The organism is Marinifilum flexuosum (assembly GCF_003610555.1).
GTDB lineage: Bacteria > Bacteroidota > Bacteroidia > Bacteroidales > Marinifilaceae > Marinifilum > Marinifilum flexuosum.
On sequence record NZ_RAPQ01000009.1, the window covers coordinates 765,549 to 786,738 of the forward strand.

Annotated in this window: 13 protein-coding genes; 7 read left to right on the top strand and 6 right to left on the bottom strand. The window is 36.5% G+C overall.

The features are described 5' to 3' along the window. The first annotated feature begins 10 nt into the window (after positions 1 to 10). Entirely contained in the window at positions 11 to 1,597 is a 1,587-nt protein-coding gene (locus BXY64_RS13125; RefSeq protein WP_120240436.1) for a dipeptidase, read from the top strand. 151 nt (positions 1,598 to 1,748) lie between these two features. Continuing rightward, the gene (locus tag BXY64_RS13130; protein ID WP_170150653.1) at positions 1,749 to 3,752 is read left to right on the top strand and encodes a sensor histidine kinase; all 2,004 of its coding nucleotides are present in this window, start codon (positions 1,749 to 1,751) and stop codon (positions 3,750 to 3,752) included. Here BXY64_RS13130 and BXY64_RS13135 read toward each other — a convergent pair. Further along, the gene (locus BXY64_RS13135; RefSeq protein ID WP_120240438.1) at positions 3,749 to 5,386 is read right to left on the bottom strand and encodes an ABC-F family ATP-binding cassette domain-containing protein; all 1,638 of its coding nucleotides are present in this window, start codon (positions 5,384 to 5,386) and stop codon (positions 3,749 to 3,751) included. The genes BXY64_RS13130 and BXY64_RS13135 overlap by 4 nt on opposite strands. Positions 5,387 to 5,558: 172 nt before the next feature. After that, entirely contained in the window at positions 5,559 to 6,857 is a 1,299-nt protein-coding gene (locus BXY64_RS13140) for a citrate (Si)-synthase (RefSeq protein ID WP_120240439.1), read from the bottom strand. 386 nt (positions 6,858 to 7,243) lie between these two features. Here BXY64_RS13140 and BXY64_RS13145 point away from each other — a divergent pair, with 386 nt between their 5' ends. Then, positions 7,244 to 7,603, top strand: coding sequence for a DoxX family protein (locus BXY64_RS13145; protein WP_120240440.1), 360 nt, complete (start codon positions 7,244 to 7,246; stop codon positions 7,601 to 7,603). Between the two features lie 336 nt (positions 7,604 to 7,939). Here the strand turns inward: BXY64_RS13145 and BXY64_RS13150 are convergent, their stop codons facing one another. The 3 genes from BXY64_RS13150 to BXY64_RS13160 all read right to left on the bottom strand — a co-directional run bounded on the left by BXY64_RS13150 (position 7,940) and on the right by BXY64_RS13160 (position 11,314). Beyond that, entirely contained in the window at positions 7,940 to 8,809 is an 870-nt protein-coding gene (locus BXY64_RS13150) for a Cbp1 family collagen-binding glycoprotein adhesin (protein ID WP_120240441.1), read from the bottom strand. 297 nt (positions 8,810 to 9,106) lie between these two features. Further along, a complete protein-coding gene (locus BXY64_RS13155) occupies positions 9,107 to 10,057 on the bottom strand; it encodes an ROK family protein (RefSeq protein WP_120240442.1) in 951 nt (316 codons plus the stop codon). 30 nt (positions 10,058 to 10,087) lie between these two features. Next, on the bottom strand, positions 10,088 to 11,314 hold the full coding sequence (locus BXY64_RS13160) for a sugar MFS transporter (protein ID WP_120240443.1): 1,227 nt from the start codon (positions 11,312 to 11,314) through the stop codon (positions 10,088 to 10,090). A gap of 247 nt (positions 11,315 to 11,561) precedes the next feature. On the opposite strand from BXY64_RS13160, the gene BXY64_RS13165 reads away from it, so the two are divergent. Then, a complete protein-coding gene (locus BXY64_RS13165; RefSeq protein WP_120240444.1) occupies positions 11,562 to 12,425 on the top strand; it encodes an AraC family transcriptional regulator in 864 nt (287 codons plus the stop codon). 43 nt (positions 12,426 to 12,468) lie between these two features. On the opposite strand, the gene BXY64_RS13170 is transcribed toward BXY64_RS13165, so the two are convergent. Next, positions 12,469 to 15,351, bottom strand: coding sequence for a triple tyrosine motif-containing protein (locus tag BXY64_RS13170; RefSeq protein ID WP_170150654.1), 2,883 nt, complete (start codon positions 15,349 to 15,351; stop codon positions 12,469 to 12,471). Between the two features lie 399 nt (positions 15,352 to 15,750). On the opposite strand from BXY64_RS13170, the gene BXY64_RS13175 reads away from it, so the two are divergent. From BXY64_RS13175 to BXY64_RS13185, 3 genes are read left to right on the top strand one after another with little or no spacing between them, the layout of a single operon-like run. Continuing rightward, positions 15,751 to 16,617 carry a hypothetical protein gene (locus tag BXY64_RS13175; RefSeq protein WP_147375991.1) on the top strand — a complete coding sequence of 289 codons (867 nt, stop codon included), beginning with the start codon at positions 15,751 to 15,753 and terminating at the stop codon, positions 16,615 to 16,617. 49 nt (positions 16,618 to 16,666) lie between these two features. After that, positions 16,667 to 19,633, top strand: coding sequence for a SusC/RagA family TonB-linked outer membrane protein (locus tag BXY64_RS13180; protein ID WP_120240447.1), 2,967 nt, complete (start codon positions 16,667 to 16,669; stop codon positions 19,631 to 19,633). A 37-nt stretch (positions 19,634 to 19,670) separates the two neighbouring features. Next, positions 19,671 to 21,143: a RagB/SusD family nutrient uptake outer membrane protein gene (locus BXY64_RS13185; protein ID WP_120240448.1), complete on the top strand. Its 1,473-nt coding sequence runs from the start codon at positions 19,671 to 19,673 to the stop codon at positions 21,141 to 21,143. Positions 21,144 to 21,190 lie beyond the last annotated feature (47 nt).

A 21,190-nucleotide genomic window follows, 5' to 3' on the forward strand; every position in this document is an offset into this window, starting at 1 on the left:
CTAACTAAACATGAATTATTATATAAGAAATTTATTTCTAGCTATTGTATTGCTGGTTTCGACAAATACAATGGCACAGGACAAATCGGATTGGCAAAACGGGGTGCCAGAAGGTTGTACCACAGTAACTGTTGGAAAACTAGCCACAATTGACGGATCAGTTATCACTTCTCACACAGATGATAGCCACCGAACACGTGCTTGGATGGATGTTACACCTTCGAAGAAGTACAATAAAGGAAGTAAGTTTGCTTTGTATGAAAGATCGGCATACGATAGTTTAGCAATGCCAACATACCAGCACAAAAAGATAGGAGAAATCGACCAAGTTGAAAAAACTTACCAGTTTTTTAATACTGCATACCCTTGTATCAACGAAAAGCAATTGGCAATTGGCGAATCTACCTTTGGTGGGCGTGAAGAATTGTTCTCGAAAGAGTGTTTAATCGATTGTCAGCGCTTACAACAATTAATGCTTGAGAGATGCACAACTGCAAGAGAAGCAATTCAATTAGCTGATGAACTATTAATAAAATATGGTTGGAGAGATTACGGAGAATGTTTGACCATTGCCGATAAAAAAGAAGTTTGGCATTTTGAAGTTGTAGGTCCTGGTAAAGGAAAAGTAGGTGCAGTTTGGGTTGCTCAGCGCGTACCTGACAATCACATTTCTGTAAATGCAAATGCAAGTACCATTAAAGAAATCAATCTAGAAGATAAAGAGCATTTTATGGCATCGAAAAACATTTATTCGGTTGCCAAAGAAAATGGTTGGTGGAAAGAGGGTGACGTTTTCAAATGGAACTATGCTTACGCTCCTAAAAGCCGCCTATCATTAGCTTCTCGCAGAAGAGAGTGGAGAGTACTTTCAATGGCTGCTCCTTCTTTAAAGCTAGATGCCAACGATAAAGATTATCCATTCTCTGTTCAACCAGATGAAAAAATTACAATGGATAAGTTGGTAGAAATATTTAAGGATTACTACGAAGGAACTCCATACAACTTTGTGAAAAACATTAAGCAAGCAGATAAGGATGGCAAAGAAGAACTTTCTCCATTTGCGAATCCTTTTATGCCTTATGATATGAACCGTTTATTCAGAGTTAACGGTGGTTGGGGCGAACTTGGCGAAAGAACCATTGCTCGCTGGTATACCATGTATGCAACCATTATTCAGTGTAGAGATTGGTTACCTGATGAAGTTGGGGGAATTGTTTGGTTGGCACAAGATAATGTTGCAACATCCATTTACATTCCTGTTTATGCTGGAACTACAGATTTGGCTGAATCCTACAAAGTAAAAGCTCGCAGAACAGGGTACACTCGAAAATCGGCATGGTGGGCCTTTAATCGTTTAGGTACATTAACCGCTCAACGCTGGGGAGATATGAGACATGATGTTGATACAGTTTTTGTTCCTCTACAGAAACAATATTTCGAAGAACAAGCTAATATCGACAAAGAGGTAGCTAAAATGAGTAAGAAAAAACGCAAGGAGTTTTTAACCAAAAGAAGTATCCAATTGGGTAACGAAGTGGTAGACAAAGCATGGGAAATAGGCGATGGACTTTGGACCAAATACGATGAAAAATTCTAATAATCCCTATTAGTATAAAATAAAAAAGGCCTTGGTAATAATCTATCAAGGCCTTTACTTTTAAATTAATTTGTTAAATAACTATTCATTTACTAAATTTACTTAATATTCATTTTTATGACCTCTTACTTCAAACTTTTTGCACAATAAATTGAATCAGAAAAAAAAATCAGATATTGCCCCTAAAGATATTACCAAGAGCTTTTTCGTTTCTCTTATTATCATCATTGTAATTTTTACAACTTCTTTTTGGTTCATCTATAATCGCCAAATTAATCAGATCAATCAAGAACATTTAGAGCAAATAGAGAGTCAAATAATACAAGCTAAAAAAGATTATTTAAAAACTGCTGTAGACAGAACCATTGTTGAAATCAAACAAATAGAAGAGTTTTTCAGTAATAAATTTCCTAGTGATTCAGCCTATGTCAGAAGCCAGGTAAAAAAATACATCAAAAATCACATCAGGCAAAATACCTTGGTTGATTCCGGATACATTTGGATCAATAAAATAATTAACTACGAAGGTGGTGATGATTATGCTATTCGAGAGGTTCACCCAAACCTGCCTGAAACCGAAGGTCAATTTCTTTCAACCCATACTACCGATATTAAAGGAAATACACCTTACTTAACAGAATTACAAGGTGTAAAAAAGTATGGAGAATTGTTTTTTACATACTGGTTTAAAGAATTCAAAACAGACCAAATTTCGCAAAAACTAAGCTACGCCAAGCTATATAAGAAGTATGATTGGATTGTTGCTACAGGAATCTATTTAAATGATATTGATACACTAATTGAAAATGAGTTAAAACATGATGAGCTCCTTGGACATAAAAGAAATAACTTAACTCTTGTTTTAATTGGTCTTACCCTTCTGATTACATTATTAATTGCTCTTTTTTATAAAAAACATCTAACCAAAACCTTTCGTTTTTATACAAGTGAGGTTGAAAAAAGAGAAAACAAACTACAAGAAATTAATGACTCTCTTGAGCAAGTTATAGCAAAAAGAACCTATCAGTTATCCGAAAGCGAAAAAAGATACAAAGCCATCTTTAGAAACAATCAATCTATTATGATGCTTATCGATCCAACAAACGGACAGATTACTGATGCTAATTCTGCTGCAGTAAAATTTTATGGCTATGATTACAAAACACTAACATCAATGTCAATTGGCAAAATTAATACTTTGCCTACTGAATATCTAAGTAAAGCAATCCAATCAACTGCGAAAACAAGTTCTGTATATATTTTTAAACACAAACTGGCAAGCGGCGAAATTAGGGATGTTGAAGTATATTCTGAAGCAATGGTATTTGAAGAAAAGAAACTTCTCTTTTCAATTATTCATGACATATCAGAACTACGTAAAACCAAACAGGAACTGGTAATTGCCCGAAAAAAAGCGGAAGAAAGTGATCAACTAAAAACAGCCTTTCTTGCGAATATGAGCCATGAAATAAGAACTCCTTTGAATTCCATTCTTGGTTTTACAGATTTAATTTCAACTCCAGATATTAGTGCAAAACAACAAGAACTTTATTCAAAAATTATAAATAGCTCGGGGGAACAATTACTAAGAATCATTGATGATATTATCGATATTTCACACATCGAATCCAATCAGTTAAAGGTATCGTTTGAAAGTGTATCAGTAAATGACCTAATCAAAGAAATAGCAAGTGTATTCAGAAACACACTAGATTCAAAGCCTGAAAATTCGGTTGAATCACATATATATATTCCGGATGAATCAAAAGATTATATTATCGAAACGGATACACTAAGATTTACTCAAATCTGTAACAATTTATTAGGTAATGCATTAAAATTTACCGATGAAGGACAGATAGAATTCGGTTACAAAACAAAATACGACGAATTAGAATTCTACGTTAAGGACACGGGCTGCGGAATTCCAAAAGATCAACTCAACTTGATATTTGAAAGGTTCGCTCAGGTTACTCGTAATGAATACCGCGAAGGTAATGGTCTTGGTTTAAGTATTACCAAAGGTTTGGTGCACCTACTTGGTGGAACAATGAGCCTAAAATCTGAAATAGATCAAGGCTCTACATTCTTTTTCACCATTCCATTCACAGGTGTTATTCAAGTAAAGGTGAGCAAGTCAAAAGAGTTGAATTAATTCTTACGCTCCAACTCTCTTAAATTCTCCATTTTCTTAGTCGATAAGTAAGAGTTGATATCTCCCAAGTGCTCTTTTACTTTTTGGTTGCCAAATTCATATACCTTATCCACCAAGCAATCAAGGAAATCACGATCGTGAGATACAACAATTAAGGTCCCATCAAAATCTTTCAATGCCGATTTTAGAATATCTTTGGTCTTCATATCTAAATGGTTGGTAGGCTCATCCAGAATTAACAAGTTCACTGGCTCAAGCAACAGTTTAATCATTGCCAAACGAGTTTTTTCTCCCCCCGAAAGTACTTTTACCTTTTTGGTTGAATTATCGCCACCAAACATGAACGCACCCAATAAATCCTTAATTTTTGTTCTGATATCTCCTACGGCTACATGATCAATAGTTTGAAAAACAGTTAAATCCTCATCCATTAATGATGCCTGATTCTGAGCAAAATATCCAATCATAGCATTGTGCCCTAAAGTTAAGGTTCCTCCATGATCAATCTCCTGCATAATGGCTTTAACCAACGTTGATTTCCCTTCACCATTTCTACCAACAAAAGCAACCTTCTCACCTCTTTCCAATGTAAAATTCACATTTTCAAATACCAAATGCTCATCGTAGACTTTGCTAACCTCTTCCATAATTACCGGATAGTTTCCTGAACGAGGCGAAGGTGGAAATTTCAATCTCAATGCGGAAGTATCTTCCTCATCCACTTCTACAATCTCAAGTTTTTCCAACATCTTAACTCGCGATTGCACCTGCAAGGTTTTAGAATAAGTTCCCTTGAATCGTTCAATAAAAGCTTTGTTCTCAGCAATCATTTTCTGTTGCTCATCGTAAGCCTTTTGCTGATGTGCTCTTCTATCCTTTCTTAATTCCAGGTACTCCGAATAAGAAGCCTTGTAATCGTAAATACGCCCCATTGTAATTTCAATGGTTCTCGAAGTAATTCGATCGACAAAAGCACGGTCGTGAGAAATTACCATAACCGCTTTTCCCGAGTTAATCAGAAAATCTTCCAACCATTGAATCGATTCAATATCCAGGTGGTTGGTAGGCTCATCCAAAAGAATCAAATCAGGCTTTTTCAGAAGAATCTTTGCCAATTCAATTCTCATTCTCCAACCGCCACTAAACTCACTGGTTGGGCGAGTAAAATCATCTCGCTCAAAACCTAGTCCGATTAGTGTTTTTTCTACCTCCGAATCGTAATTGGTTTCTTCGATGGAATAGAATTTCTCACTTAAAGTAGATACATCTTCAATCAGCTTGTAATAGCTCTCCGATTCGAAATCAGTTCTTGAAGCCAACTCAGCATTCATCTCTTCAATCTGCTTCTCCATTTCGAAAATATGAGCAAAAGCCTGAGCAGTTTCTTCAAAAACAGTTCTGGTATTCGTTGTCATTAAGTGCTGAGGAAGGTATGCAATGGTCTTATCCTTTGGTGTCGAAATACGACCACGAGTTGGTGTATCAACTCCTGCAATAATTTTAAGAAGTGTAGATTTTCCCGCTCCATTTTTTCCCATTAGAGCAATTCTATCCTTCTCATTAATTACAAATGAAATATCTTTAAACAAGCTTGTTCCGCCAAACTCAACAGCTAATGAATCTACAGTAATCATCTTTTTGGTTTAATTTAAGCCGCAAAGATAATTATACCATTTACATATCAAAACATCTTCAATTTGAGCATACCCTTGCTCTCGGTAGGAGCACACCTCTGCTCTCGATGGGAGCATACCCCTGCTCTCGGCGGTAGCATGCCTCTGCTTAAATCGATAAACAGAAATCAATTCAAGAATTCACCTTGTTTTCCATTAGTTTTTCTGCCACCCATTTGTTGGTAACACTTTTGGGACGAATGATGGGTTGCCCCAGACCTTGGGCTAGAATATTCTGTGCACAAAAGCCTAAAACTCTTGAAACACCAAATAAAACAGTATAAAAATCGAACTGATTTAAGCCAAACTTATACAATAAGGATCCTGAAGCCGCATCCACATTTGGCCATGGATTAGCTACCTTTCCACCTTTATAGGTTTTTAAAATGTCAGGAACTACATGGAACAGCTTTTCAGCAATCTGGTAACAAGCATCATCTGCACAATACTGCTTCCCAAAATTCATGAACTCCTTAAATCTCGGATCGGTTACCCTTAAAACTGCATGACCATAACCTGGGATTACCTTTCCTGCATCCAAAGTATCCAATACAAATTGTTTCACCTGATTTTCATCCACATCATCGCCACACTTTTCTTTTATCGCCAATATAAATCGTAAACATTCCTGATTTGCCAAACCATGAAGCGGACCAGCCAAGCCATTTAATCCTGCTGAAATCGCATAGTACAAATCAGACAATGCTGAATTCACAACTCTTGAAGTAAAAGCACTCACATTACCACCTTCATGATCGCAATGCAAAACCAGGTAGAGTCTCATCAAATTCGCGAATTCTTTACCTGAACCGGGTAAACCAAGCATTAATGCCAGGTTTGCCGCCCAATCCAATTCTGGATCTCTGGCAATTAGTTTACCATCACAAAACCTGATTCTATAAATTCCTGCTGCCAATTCAGGTAATTTGGCGATTACATTTAAAGCATCCTCTAAAGTATATTTCCAATAATCAGCCTTAGCAATGCCTTTTAAATAATTCTTCTTGAATATCGATTCTTGCTCCATCGATAAAATTCCCAAACTTAACATGCTCATAGGGTGAGTATCCTTTGGCAATACCCTTAACATGTCCCAAGTATATTGAGGTACACCGGATCTTTCATTCAATTCATTCCGAAACTCCGACAAAAAATCTGGCCCCGGTAATTTTCCTGTACACAACAAAAAGAATATCTCTTCGGGAAACCTATCGGCAAGTTCCTCAACCGTATATTCACCAATGTGAAGACCTGAATACGGATCAACAAAGGAAGTATTACAAACCAATGCTGTTAATCCTCTCATTCCACCATACACTTGTCCTACCGTAACTTCGGAAAGAACAGTATCTCTTCCTCCTGCAAAAATCTGATCTATTTCATCCTTTAATTGAGTGAGGTTATTCTTAATTTCATTTCTTAAAATGGACATATCCAACAACTTTAAACCGTAACAAAATCCAAAACAGAAGTATGCATTACTGCATTTTAATAGATAAAGGGAGTCTCTTTAATTTACGAAAAATCAGACAGATTCGCTATTAAATAGCTTATTTGCTTATCATGAAACAGAACCTATTAACCAAATTTATTTGTCGGCAATCTTACATTTACTACAGTTTAGCAATTGCTTAACACTTTATCTAATACAATAATTATATCTTCATGTTAACTGAAATCATTTTAATACCGATTAGTATTTAATCCCGATAATTATCGGAAGATCAATAACTTCATTCCATTTGTTATTCCTCTTAAATATCTATCGGCATTATCTTTAAATAACTTTTTAATATTAATGGTATAAATAAAAGCACAATGGAAAAGCGAAATAAAATTATTTATTGGACCACAACCGGATTACTTACTGCCTTAATGTTAATGTCGGCAGGCATGTATTTTATGAATTACGAAATGGTGAGTGCAACTTTTCTAAAATTAGGATTCCCAACTTTTGTAATTTATCCTTTAGCTGTAGCCAAACTGTTAGGATTAATTGCCATACTATCTAAAAAATCGCAATTATTAAAGGAATGGGCTTACGCCGGATTTTTCTTCGATTTTGTACTTGCCTTTTTTGCCCACATTATTGCGCAAGATGGAGAATTCGCTCCGGCACTCGTGGCAATCATATTATTAGTAGTTTCGAGAATATATGATAACAAAGTGTTCAGGTAAAACAAAGACATCTATCGCTGTCCCTGATTTGTAATCAGGGACCGTAGAGTTCTGAATTTTCAATTCAATAAATCGGATTATAAATCCTATACTCCAATCCTGTGATCTACAAATTCACAGGAGCCAAAGATCGTACGATGACAAATTATTTGCTCAAACAACTTGAGCAGCTTACCCAAACACATTGAGCAGTCTACTCAAACAACTTGGGCAGCTTACTCAAGCAACTTGGGTAGCATTACCCAAACGCCTTGAGTAGTAAAAGTCAAAACGATGCAAAACAAAAAAGCATCCCTAAGTGGGATGCTTTTGAATACAAGCTCTGTTTGTATTATATTATTTCACTGCAACAACTAAGTATTTTGAAGCTTTCCAGAATTCTTCAGGGTTTAAGATTGTAATTGCTTCAATCTCTTTTTCTGTTCCTTCTAATCTGTAAGAATCACTTGGGTGTGAAGTTACCAGGCTAACTTTTTTACCTGAAACTGGAATAGTTGTAGTTTGGGTAATGTCAATTTGGTTAAAGTTTTCTGGATTGATTTTTTGGTTCAATTTGTTTGTAGCACCAATTCCCAATAATCCACCTTGGCTAGTAACCACTTGTTTCATTTTCAATTCCTTGATATCGCCAATCACATAGTGTGCTGTATTCAAGTCAGTAGTTTGCTCTTCAATAATTTTTGCCTTGTTTTCGTTCTCGGTGTTCAATGCTACAACAGTACCATTTAACTCAGTTACTTGTCCATTCAAGTTTTCAACTTCAACGTTCAATTGAGCAACTTGATCAGATAATGCTGCGATAGAAGCATCTTTTTCTTCAACTTGTGATTTTAAACCAGCAACCAATTTCTTTAGTTTCGAGTTTTGGTACCAGCTGTTCTTCAACTTCTTGTCCAGGTTTTCAATTTTAGCTCTGTTTTCTTCCAACAACTCACGAACCAGGTTCAAATCATTTACCATTTGTTCTTTCTGTCCAACTGAAGGATTCTCATTGGCACTAACAGAAATGATCTGTTCTTTCTCCTTAATGATGTTCAGGTTTGCTGCAATAACATCAAACGACTCAACAAACTCATCGATAGTAGAATCTTTCTCTTGAGCCATTACAGTTAACTGTTGATTCTGCTCACGAAGTTGTTTTAATTCTTTTTGGTTACAAGCTGTAAAAAATGGTAACACTAATAATGCAAATACTAACTTTCTCATAATTCTTAATTTTTTAAACAGGTTTACATCAATTCAAATTCACAAATACTATATGAGAATACTGTGCCGTAAATATTTTTCATGCCAAAAGAAAATCACAAAACCCACTTAAACATTGATAATCTTACACTTTAGCTCTTTTTTATTTTTTGGCACATTAAAATATGGAGGATGGTTCGGACAAAAACCTGTGGTAAAGATTCCACACTTTGTAGAAAAGGATTCTACAAAAAAAGCCTGCACAAGGCAGGCTGGAGGGTGTACCCTCGAAAAACTCCGAAGGCAATCGATTATCTTTTAATTCTTATTCCATATTAAGGCAGCAGCTCCCAATACGGCAGCATTATCCTTAATTCCTGAAGGCAGAACTTGAATTTTACCTTTATATATAGGCATTAAATTTTTCTCTAGAGTTTCTCTTACTGGTTCAAACAAGATATCTCCAGCTTTGGCAAGACCTCCAAATAAGAAAATTGCTTTTGGACTGGTAACCGCTACTACATTTGCCAAAACTTCACCCAACATTTGAGCGGTATAAGCAAAAGTCTCGTTTGCAACAAGATCTCCTCTACCAGCAGCTTCAGCAACCATTTTGGCAGTTAATTCACTAAAAGGAATATCTCTCAGTTCACTATCACCTAAATGTCTTGCCAATAATTTATATACCGATCGTTTTACTCCTGTAGCTGAAACATAGGTTTCCAAACAACCTTTTCTTCCACATCCACATTCGCGTCCACTCTTGCGAACAATCATATGTCCAACTTCTCCTGCAAAGCCATCGTGCCCGTATAGCAAATCTCCGTTTACCACAATACCACTTCCCAATCCGGTACCAAGTGTTATTACCATGAAGTTGTTCATGTCTTTTGCTGCACCAAATACTTTTTCTCCCATTGCAGCAGCATTGGCATCATTGGTAATCATTACCGGAACGTCCAAACGCTCTTTAACCAAATCAACCAAAGGAACACTTCCCTTCCACTTTAAATTCGGAGCATTTTCAATCGTACCCGTATAATAACTTGCATTGGGTGCACCAATTCCTACTCCAATGATATTTAAAACACCTTCATACTCCTTCAACTTAATCTGAACAAGTTCGAATAAATCATCAAGGTATTTATTAATGTCATCATGATTTTGTGTTGGTATGCTGCCTGTAACCAAACAATTCCCTTCACGATCAATACATCCAAAAACAGTATTGGTTCCTCCTATATCTATTCCTAAAGCAACTTCCTTCATTTCAATACTTTTCTTCTATTAATAAATGTCCTAATGTTTGTGTCCTTTTAATGCGTAATACAATATATATGCATAACACAAAATTGCAACAACAAAAGAATTAGCAAGACCAAAACTATCAGCCAAAATACCCATAATCATAGGAACAACTGCTCCTCCTACAATGGCAAGACACAAGATCCCTGATCCCTGGCTGGTATGCTTTCCTAGTCCATCAATTGCCAAGGTAAAAATGGTTGGGAACATGATTGAGTTGAATAATCCAACCAATACAATACTCCATAGTGCAACATATCCAGTTGTCATCATACTAATTAAAATTAGGGCTACAACCATAACCGAATTAAATGCCAATACTTTGGCTGCCGACATTTTTTGCATAACTGCAGAACCAATAAATCGGCCTACCATGGCACCTCCCCAAAATACAGAAACATATGTGGCTGCTTCGGCTTCACCAAATAAATGTAAGCCCTCATCACCAAAGTACATCACCAAAGCACTACCGATTGCAACCTCGGCTCCAACATATGTGAATATTCCTATTGCTCCTAAAACCAAATGACGAAACTTCCAAGCTGATCCTTCAGCTTTTTCTTCTTCGGCATCCTGAATTTTAGGAAGCTTTACAAATGCAAAAATTACTGCAATTACAATTAAAGCTAACGCCAAACCTACGTAAGGCATCTGAACTGCTTCTGCCTTTCCTACACTATCAGTTGCAGTATTATCAAGAATTAACCAAGCACCAAAAATTGGAGCTACCGTTGTTCCTAGTGAATTAAATCCCTGAGTAAGATTCAATCTACTCGATGCAGTTTCAGGTGTACCCAATTCCGCTACATACGGATTTGCAGCCACCTGCAATACAACAATTCCAGATGCAAGAACAAATAATGCAAACAAGAAGAATCCGTAGGATAAGAAATTGGCTGCAGGAAAAAACATTGCTGCCCCAATACCTGCTATTGTTAATCCTGTTACAATTCCCATTTTATATCCAATCTTGCCAATAATCCAACCAGCTGGCAAAGACATTAGAAAGTAAGCCCCAAAAAATGTGAACTGCACAAGCATTGCCTGCGTAATTGATAAATCGAATAATCCTTTTAAGTGAGGAATTAGAATATCGTTCATACAGGTTAAAAATCCCCACATGAAAAATAATGAAGTTAGCAATGCCAATGCACCCTTATAATTCATTCCGCCTTTAGCACCGGTTTTTTCCGAGCTGATATTTGTACTTATTGATACCATATCTTATTATTTCAATCGTTTGAGTTATTGCAAGACAAATCTCTTTGATTTTCCAGTAAATGCATTTTACTATTTTATCATTTAATTGTACTATATTTGCATCATCACTATACTAAGCCACTACATAAGCTAATACATTATTACCATTAAGGAAATACGTATCAATTGGGAATTCAACACCCAAAATAAAAACATATTAGCAGTTTTTATAAATACAGCTGGCTTTAACTGATAAAATAATACAATCATGTCATTAATTTTAGAAGAAATTTCGGTCAAAAGGGAACATTCATTCCGTTCAAAAATTGATGTACTACCACACATTGAGGTACCTTGGCATTACCATCCAGAGTATGAATTGATATTCATTGAAAAAAGTCATGGAACCCTGGTGGTGGGCGATTGTATCGATCATTTTAATGATGGTGACATGATCTTTATTGGTCCCAATACACCTCATATCATGAAAAATGATGATTTGTTTTATAGCAAAGAATCAGAAGAAAGAGTGATTGCCTGGGTGGTTCATTTCAAAGAAGATAGTTTTGGTAAAGAATTCTTTTTATTGCCTGAGATGAAAAGAATCAAAGAAATGCTAATCAATTCATTTAAAGGAATTCGTATTGATGGAAGTACCAAATACAAAATTATCCAGCTCCTACAAAATCTACATAACTCAGATTATTCACAAAGGATAATTATTCTATTACAAATCCTTCAATTAATAGCTCAATCAGAAGATCTGGAATATTTGGCGTCGGATAGTTTTGTAGAATCCTTTAAGCAAAGTAGCAATCAAAAACTATATAAGATATACGAATACGTTAGTGAGAACTTTCAACAAAAGATTGACCTAGATGAAGCTGCAAAAGTAGCGAATATGAGCAAAACAGCCTTTTGCAGGTTTTTTAAGAGCAAAACACAAAAAACATTTTCTGAATTTCTGAATGAGATGCGTATCAATTACGCACAAAAACTTCTTGCCGAAGGCAAGCTAACCGTAGCACAAATTGCCTATGAGTGTGGATTTAATAGTCCATCCTATTTTAACAAGCAGTTTAAGGCAAATACAGGCAAAACTCCATTGCAGAAAAAGGAGCATTCATACTAATACCCGATTAAACCGAGATTTCAACTTGTTTACAAATAGGTAATCAATTTTGCTCATTTACTTCCATTAAAAACTCCACTAGATTCTTCTCATGCTCCAAATTTAATTTTTTTCGAAGACGGTATCGCTTCACCTCCACACTACGAGGTGATATATTGAGTAATGATGCAATTTCTTTTGAAGTCATATTCATGCGTAAAAGAGCACAAAAACGAAGATCGTTCGGTGTTAAGTCGATATATCTCTTTCTTAAATTCTGTAGAAATGTTTCGTTGGCCTTATCAAAATTTTCATTGAATAGCTTCCAGTCTTCTTCACTACTAATTCCTGATTGAATCAACTTATTTATGTCTTTCAACCTCTTCTTGGCGGTAGCAGCAATTACATGTATTTCCAGCTTCTCCAGCTGTTCTTTTAATTGGTTTAACAGGTCATTCTTCTTAGTAACCAGCATGGTATAATTGGCCAACTCCTTCGATTTATTCTCAATTTCCTCTCTTAAATGCTCATTCTTTAGCTTAATGATTTTCTCTTCATTCTCCTCCTGAAGTTTTAAATAGTACTTTCTTTTTTGCTTATCAAGTTTATAGTAGTAAACTACCCGAAAACCTCCAATAAGAGCAAAAAACAGAAGCCAATAAATGATTTTAGCCAACTTGGATAAATACCATGGGGGCAATATTGTGAACGAATAGGAAGCTATTTTAGACATACTCCCATAATTGTCTGTCGCTCTCACTGTAAATTTATAATCACCATGAGGCAATTTTGAATAGTTTACCAAAGTACGATCAGAGGGATCAGACCAAAATACATCATAGCCTTCCAATTTCCATTGGTATTTTAATTTTCCAAAACGGTATACCGGAAGAGAAAATTCAAAGTTCATGTTATTTTTTGAATTTGCTATTTCTCCGGGATTCTCCAAATCTAAGGCCTGATGTAACTTTGAGGTTTGAGAATTACAGGAAATTTCGCGTAAAATCACCTGATGATTTTGCAGTGATAATGATTTATCCATTTGATGCGATGAAAAAATGGAAAAACCAGCATCCTGACAGATCAAGTAATCACCTCTTCCCAATGCTATAATATTCTCATACCCATCTAGAGTACTTCCTCTTAGTAACTGAAAAGACAAGGCATCTATACTTTTTATCTCTCCATGATTCATTAATACACGAGCACACTTACCCTTTTTAAAGAACCAATAATTTCTACTATCAATAGAGATAATTTTATAAGCATCTTTAAAATCTTTCAGTCCCGTATTTAACTTTTTAAATGGAGCTAACTTCTCTTGATTGTAGTCATAGGAAAACAGTTTCTCCTTAGTTGTAAAAACCACTTGTTGATCAACTTTAAAAACATTCACATTTGAATCATCGGGAAGTCCATTCTCTTTGTTATAGAATTCACTTTTTAATACAGAGCTAAAATCCGAATTCAATTTGAGCTTATACAATCCTCTATAAGCATGACTGGTCCATAGGTTTCCCTTGTAGTCGAACTCAAGAAACTCTGTTGGCTCATGATAGCTTTTTACCATATGAAACATTCTCCATTGCCCTCCACTCTTCTTATAAACAACCAAACCTATATACGTTCCCTGAATTAACAAATCTGGATTACCAGGAACCTCTTTAAGAATCCAACCTCCCGAAACATTTGAAATGCGCCCAATGCCTTTTTCAGAAATTAGAAATGTTCCATTATTGTGTCCACAAAAAAGTACATCATCCACTACTTTCAAGTTCCAAACTTGTCCTTGCGTATCTTTTATGAGAGTAAAATCTGTCTCAAGTTGCAACAATTTTGCATTCCAAACAGCACTATATAATCCATGATTGGTTCCCAGATACAATTTGCCATTAAAAATAGCAGCACTATACACAGTACCCAACTCCCCACTCCTATCATGATAATAACGAAATGAAGAATTCAGGTTGATAAAATCTATTCCATTATCCAAACTCAGCCATAAATTATTATACTGATCTACCTTAATTCCAAGAATCGTATTATTCTGTAAACCTTGACTTTTAGTAATATGGCTATATATCCCACCATTCTTATCAAGAACAACCAAGCCCTGAGTTATAGTTCCAAACAGATAATACTCCTTATCATTTATGGAAACCGTAGCAGCTTTATTGAGCTGAAAATTCTTCAAGAAATCATCTGCATCATTTTTCCATGGAGTCATCTTTTCATTTTCGTATTTATAAAGGCCTCCAAGTTCTGATCCCAGTAGAATACCCTTTTCTCCATATGGTATAGCAATATTAATCGTTTTTGGAGATAGCTGGTCTGTACCTTTTAAGGCAACTAATGAGTCTTGCTTAAATTCATATAAGCCCATATTCTGGATACTAACCAACAAACGATCTCTAATTTTAAAGAGTGAAAAGACATTAGCTGGAGTATTAATAATGGTTAATTTTTCTCCATCATACACAAATATTTCTGCAAATGATTGAAAATACACCTTATTGTCCCAAATACATATTTTCCAAATATCCTGATTTTTAATTTGATGATCCTCTACGAACTTAATCAAAGAAAAATACTCGAGTTGTCCATTTTTATTTTTTTCCCAATACCCAAACTCTTCATGCGCTCCAACATAAACTCTTCCGGCAGAATCTACAGCAACAGATCGGACAATTTGCTCTGCCGGTAAGGGATATAACTTCCAGCTTGCACCATCATACTCTAATAACCCATCTGAATTGGCAAAGTACATTACTCCATTAACTCCTTGGCAAACATCCCAATTCTGATTGGCACCATTATATTCTAATTTCGAGAAATTCTTCACAAAAGGCATAAGCAATTGCTTGGTTCTTGCCTGTCCAATGTTCACACATAAAAAACATATGAAAAATAGTAATGGTACAATAATTTGATGATATCGAGTTTTCATATACATATACTTAATGTTGGAGTACTAAGAATAACCAATATATTTTTTCATTATCACTTTTTACAGTTGATATATCCTTCTACGCAAACAGAAAATATGGTTTCTTCTTTTTATAGTGTCAAATATACTCTGAAAAGGTTTTCAATCGCAAAAACTCACTACAACATTACCACAACATTGGAGATTTTACGTGCATTTTTTACCAACCAATAAAAACACACAACTACACTTACTAACTGATACTTAACAACCACAACGCACTTCTCTTAAAACCTGTTTGGCTCAAGTTTGGGTCGTTTTTTTTTTTTCACCTTCTATTCCTCCAATATTTGTTGCTGTAAAAAACAAAGCAATGAATCGAATTAACCCATTTTTCATTTCAACTAAATTTTTTCATTTATGCAAACCTTACCACAAACCCGTTTATTAATAGCAAGTCTTTTTACAGCTTCTGTACTATTATTCTCGTCTTGCTCGGAACATGATATAACAGAAGAAAGTGAAACAGGAACATTACAAATCACTCCCCAAGTTTCCATGGATGTTGTCCCAGAGTCTAATGGCACGAAGGCAAACACTGTATATGGAATGGAAACCAACGATTTTGGAGTATTTATTACCGGCACTGACTATAACAATAGTTCTTATAAACTAGGAACTTTTCCTGCTGAAGGAATTTTAATGCCAGCGGGAGACAACTTTAACCTTACCATTGACTCTGGATGGATTGGTGTTATCGATGGAGATGGAAACTCTGACTACCGAGGTGCCGGATGGGATACTCCCTTCTATAAAGGTGCTTACAATCCTTTCTCAGTTACACAAAACAATGTAACGACTTTATCTTTTGCTATTCTGCAAACAACAGTATTAATTGACGTGGAATTTATTCAGACAGGCGACGACGGAATTCCTGCTGATTATGAAACAATCGAAGCGGAAGTAACAGCATCATGGGCTGATAAACATTTAAAATATACTCCTGCAGAAACGCGCACAGGGCATTTTATTGCTGATCTAAAAATGACAACTCCCCCAGCAACCTCCATTGCTGATTATGGAACTGACACTTACACAGTAGTTGTCAATTTAGTCGATGCAGAAGGAGTACTCCCTACGATTAATAAAACATTTACAACAGCTGAACTAACAGCCAACCATAAATACACTTTCGAAATCAAAATGGATATAACCAAAACCAAGTTAGATGTGAATGTGATTGATGTGGCCGCTCAAGTTGAAAGCCCAATTACCCTATACATTTAAAACAAAAACGAATCAGTTATAGTATAACCAAACTAAATAACATTTCCTAATGAAAAAAAATCTTCTCATTATCCTTATGACGCTGTTTTCTAGCGCCATTTGGGCACAAAATCTTACAGTAACAGGAAAAGTAACATCCCAAGATTATGAAATGGGAATACCTGGTGTAAGTATTGTCGTAAAAGGTACTACCACAGGAACAACAACCGATATTGATGGAAACTACACCATTTCTGTTGCTCCTAATGCAAACTTAATTTTCAGCTTCGTTGGTATGCTCAGTAAAGAGGTTGCTGTAAACAACCAGACTAAGCTCAACGTGATATTGGAAGCTTCTGCAACAGGACTTGAAGAAGTCATGGTTGTTGGTTACGGGGTACAAACCAAAAAGGACATCACCGGATCTATCGTTGGAGTAAAAGGAGATGAACTAAAAAATGTTAGCTCTCTTTCTCCAATGCAATCGATTCAGGGAAAATTAGCCGGGGTACAAATTGTCAACTCAAGTGCTCCTGGTTCAGCTCCAATGGTTCGTATCCGAGGAATTGGTAGTATGAAGGCCGGTGTTGACCCATTATACGTGGTTGACGGAATTGTAACCGGTGATGTGCGAAACATTAATCAGGAAGATATTGTTTCGGTAGATATCCTTAAAGATGCTTCTTCTGCTGCAATTTATGGTGTAAGAGCCGCAAATGGTGTGATTCTTATCACTACAAAATCTGGTTCTAAAGGTAAAATGGAAGTGAACTTTAGCTCTAAAGTTGGGGTACACAAAATCATTAACGAAGTTGAAATGGCTGACAGCAAACTGTTCGCGGAATATTCAAACGAAGCAGCAGCTTACGATAACCAGGAAGCTCCTTACGATTTATCGAAAATCAAATACAACACAAACTGGTTGGATGCCATTACTCGCGAGGCATTTACTCAAGAGCACAACCTGTCGGTTAACGGAGGAGGTGAAAAAAACACTTACTTTTTCTCTTTGGGATATATGGAGGATCAGGGAATCCTGAAAACCAATGATTACAGCAGGCTATCAATGCGATTGAATAATACTTACCAGCTTACCGATAAAATCAAACTGGGAAACAACCTTAGCATTAGCCGATACAAATCAAACAATGCTCCTTTTGGAACATTTACCGATGCTTATCGCCAGTCACCAACAGTTCCTGTTAAAGATGAAAATGGTGACTTTGGTTACACAATCAAAAACAATGTAGCCAACCCGGCAGCCACCCTGCATTACAACAATAGCCGCAACTGGGGAACCCGTATTCAAGGATCCTTGTTCGCAGAGCTGGAATTGATGAAAAACTTAAGCTTCAAATCTACATTTAGTGTTGATGCATCTTACTCTAAGGATAGAAGCTATACTCCTAAATACGAAGTATCTCCTAACCAAAAAAGTGAACACTCATCACTTTCTACTGGTCGAGGCGAATATTCAACATGGATTTGGGATAACATTCTAACCTATCAATTCAAGTTGGGTGACAAGCACGATTTCAAACTGATGGCAGGAACCACTGCTGAGAAAACAGAAACAAGTTGGTTAGGCGGATCAAGACAAGGTATTCCGGAACAAAGTCAATACTGGTATCTGGATGCAGGAGATGTTACCTCTGCAACCAACGGAAACGGAGGTGACAAGTATACCAGAAACTCATATATCGGTCGTTTCAACTATGCCTATGACAATAAGTATTTGTTGACTGCTACCATGCGTCGTGATGGTTCTTCAAAAATCTCTAAAACACAACGTTGGGGAAACTCTCCTTCAGTAGGTTTAGGTTGGAGAATTTCAGAAGAAAATTTCATGCAGGACATTAACTGGTTGGATAATTTAAAGCTAAGAGCCAGCTGGGGTAAGCTTGGAAATGACAACATCGGATCCAATGCATTTCTTTACACAATGGCTACCAAGCAATATGTTTTCGGAGAAACTCAAACCGTAGTTAACGGTACTACAATTGAAGGAATCAAAGACCTTGGATTGAAATGGGAGGTTACCACTGAATACGACCTTGGATTAGAGTTCTCATTCTTCAATAAGATTACTGGTGAGTTGGATTACTACAACAAATTAACTTCGGATGCTTTAATCGATGCTCCATTAGATCAGATTTTCGGAGCTAACAGCTACTTGACCAATATGGCTGACATTCGTAACGAAGGTTTCGAATTATCAGTAAACTGGAGAGAAAAAGTAAATGAAGATCTTACTTTCACTTTTGGAGTAAACCTTACCCACAACAAAAATACCATTGAAAATGTTGCCAGCGGTCTTCCTATTGTTGCCGGAGGCTTAGGAAACGGACAGGTAACAACCAGAACCGAAGAAGGTGAAGAAATCGGTAGTTTCTGGGTGTACCAAACCGATGGAATCTTCCTGTCGCAAAGTGATGTTGATTCATACGTAAACAAAGATGGTGGTAAAATTCAACCTGATGCAAAACCAGGTGATTTCCGCTACAAAGACACTAATAACGACGGTGTTTTAAATGATGATGACCGTGTTTATATGGGATCATATCAGCCTAAACTATATTATGGTTTCAATGCTGGAATCAACTATAAAAACTTTGATTTCCAAATCGATTTCTATGGAAATTCAGGCAACAAGGTTTACAACGGGAAAAAAGCCCAAAGATGGGGGAACGAAAATATAGAAGCATCCTTGGCTGACAGATGGACTGTTGATAATCCATCCAACACAACACCAAGAGCTTCCAATGGAGTTCCAATTGCCTCATCTTACTATGTTGAGTCTGGTTCATATTTCAAAATCAACAATATCACACTAGGTTACACCTTACCTAAATCATGGGTTAACTCGGTAGGAATTAAAAACGTGAGATGTTACATGAGTGCAACTAATCCAGTTATCTGGCAAAAATACAGTGGTTATACTCCTGAATTGCCAGGAGGAGCACTTGATGCTGGTATCGAGCTAAATGCTTATCCAACTGCAGCTACTTATCTGTTTGGAATTAATGTTACATTTTAATGCGTCACAAAGGTCAAACCATTGAAAAACTAAAAAAATGAACAACAAAATTTTAGATATAACTATTGCATGCCTACTGAGCATTTTGTTACTAATGACCGCAGCGTGCAGCGATGAATTTCTTGAGATAGATCCACAGGTGAATCAAACTCCTGAAGATTATTTCTCAAGTTCAGAAAATACAGCTACCGAACTTGTAAATGCAGTATACAGCAATTTGCATGAATGGGATCAACACACATTTTCATGGATTGGAGTATCGAGCATTACCTCTGATGATGCCGACAAAGGAAGTGATCCCGGGGATACAGGAGCTGATAAGCACGAATTGGATGATTTTAATTTCACAGCTTCCAGTATCTCATTTAATGAAATTTGGGGATCTAATTACAGAGGTATCTCTTTCGCAAATCAAGCGCTTAATGTAATCCCAAACCTGGAAATCGATGAAAACTTAAGAAATCGTCTAGAAGGTGAAGCAAGATTTTTAAGAGCCTATTATTACTGGACTTTGGTAAGATGCTTTGGAGGAGTTCCGAAAATTGACAAGTTACCTGATGCTGGTAATCCAGAGGATCTTGCTAATGGAAGAACCAGAGCAAGTAAGGAGGAAATTTATGAGTTGATTATTTCCGATTTGCAATTTGGGGTAACACACCTTCTGGAAAGAAGCCAAATGAGCATGGACGATTTAGGGCGTGCTACCAAAGGAGCTGCAAAAACCTTCCTAGCAAAAGTATACATGTACAAGAAAAACTGGGGTGAAGCATTACGCTTAACCAATGAAGTAATGCTTTCAGGAGAATATGCTTTGGTAAGTGATTATGCAACCATATGGAGAGAGTCCGGAGAAAACAGTTCCGAGTCGATTTTTGAAGTTCAGGCTTCTGGTGTAACCCCAAATAAAGGGATTCAAGGGTATGCTGTTTGTCAGGGTGTTCGCGGTCAATTAGGATGGGGATTCAACACTCCTTCTGAATCACTAGAGAAAGTCTATGAAGATGGAGACCCTAGAAAAGAGGCAACAATCATTTTCCCAGGTGAAACCATGTGGGACGGAGTTGTTATTAACTCAGAAACTCCAAACCCTCGCTATAACGAAAAAGCATACTTCAGTAAGACTCAGGAAACTTTCAATGGTAATGACTGGGAAACTAGTAAAAACCTTCGAATTTTCCGTTACGCAGAAGTCCTGTTAATTAATGCTGAAGCCGCTAACGAATTGGGACAAACAAGTCAAGCTTTAGAGTCTTTGAACAAAGTTCGTTCAAGAGTAGGATTACCTAATGCAACTGGTGATGATCTAAAAAATAAAATCTGGCATGAGAGAAGAGTTGAATTTGGGATGGAACACGACCGTTTCTTCGATTTGGTTCGCCAAGGAAGAGCTGGTGAAGTCCTACGTGCTCACGGTAAAAACTTTGTAGATGGAAAACACGAAGTATTCCCAATTCCTCAACGTCAGATAGAATTAAGTGAAGGAATGCTAAAGCAAAACAACGGTTACTAAATTTCATGGTCAAATTCTGCAGGAGTCTTAAAGCTCCTGCAGACAAC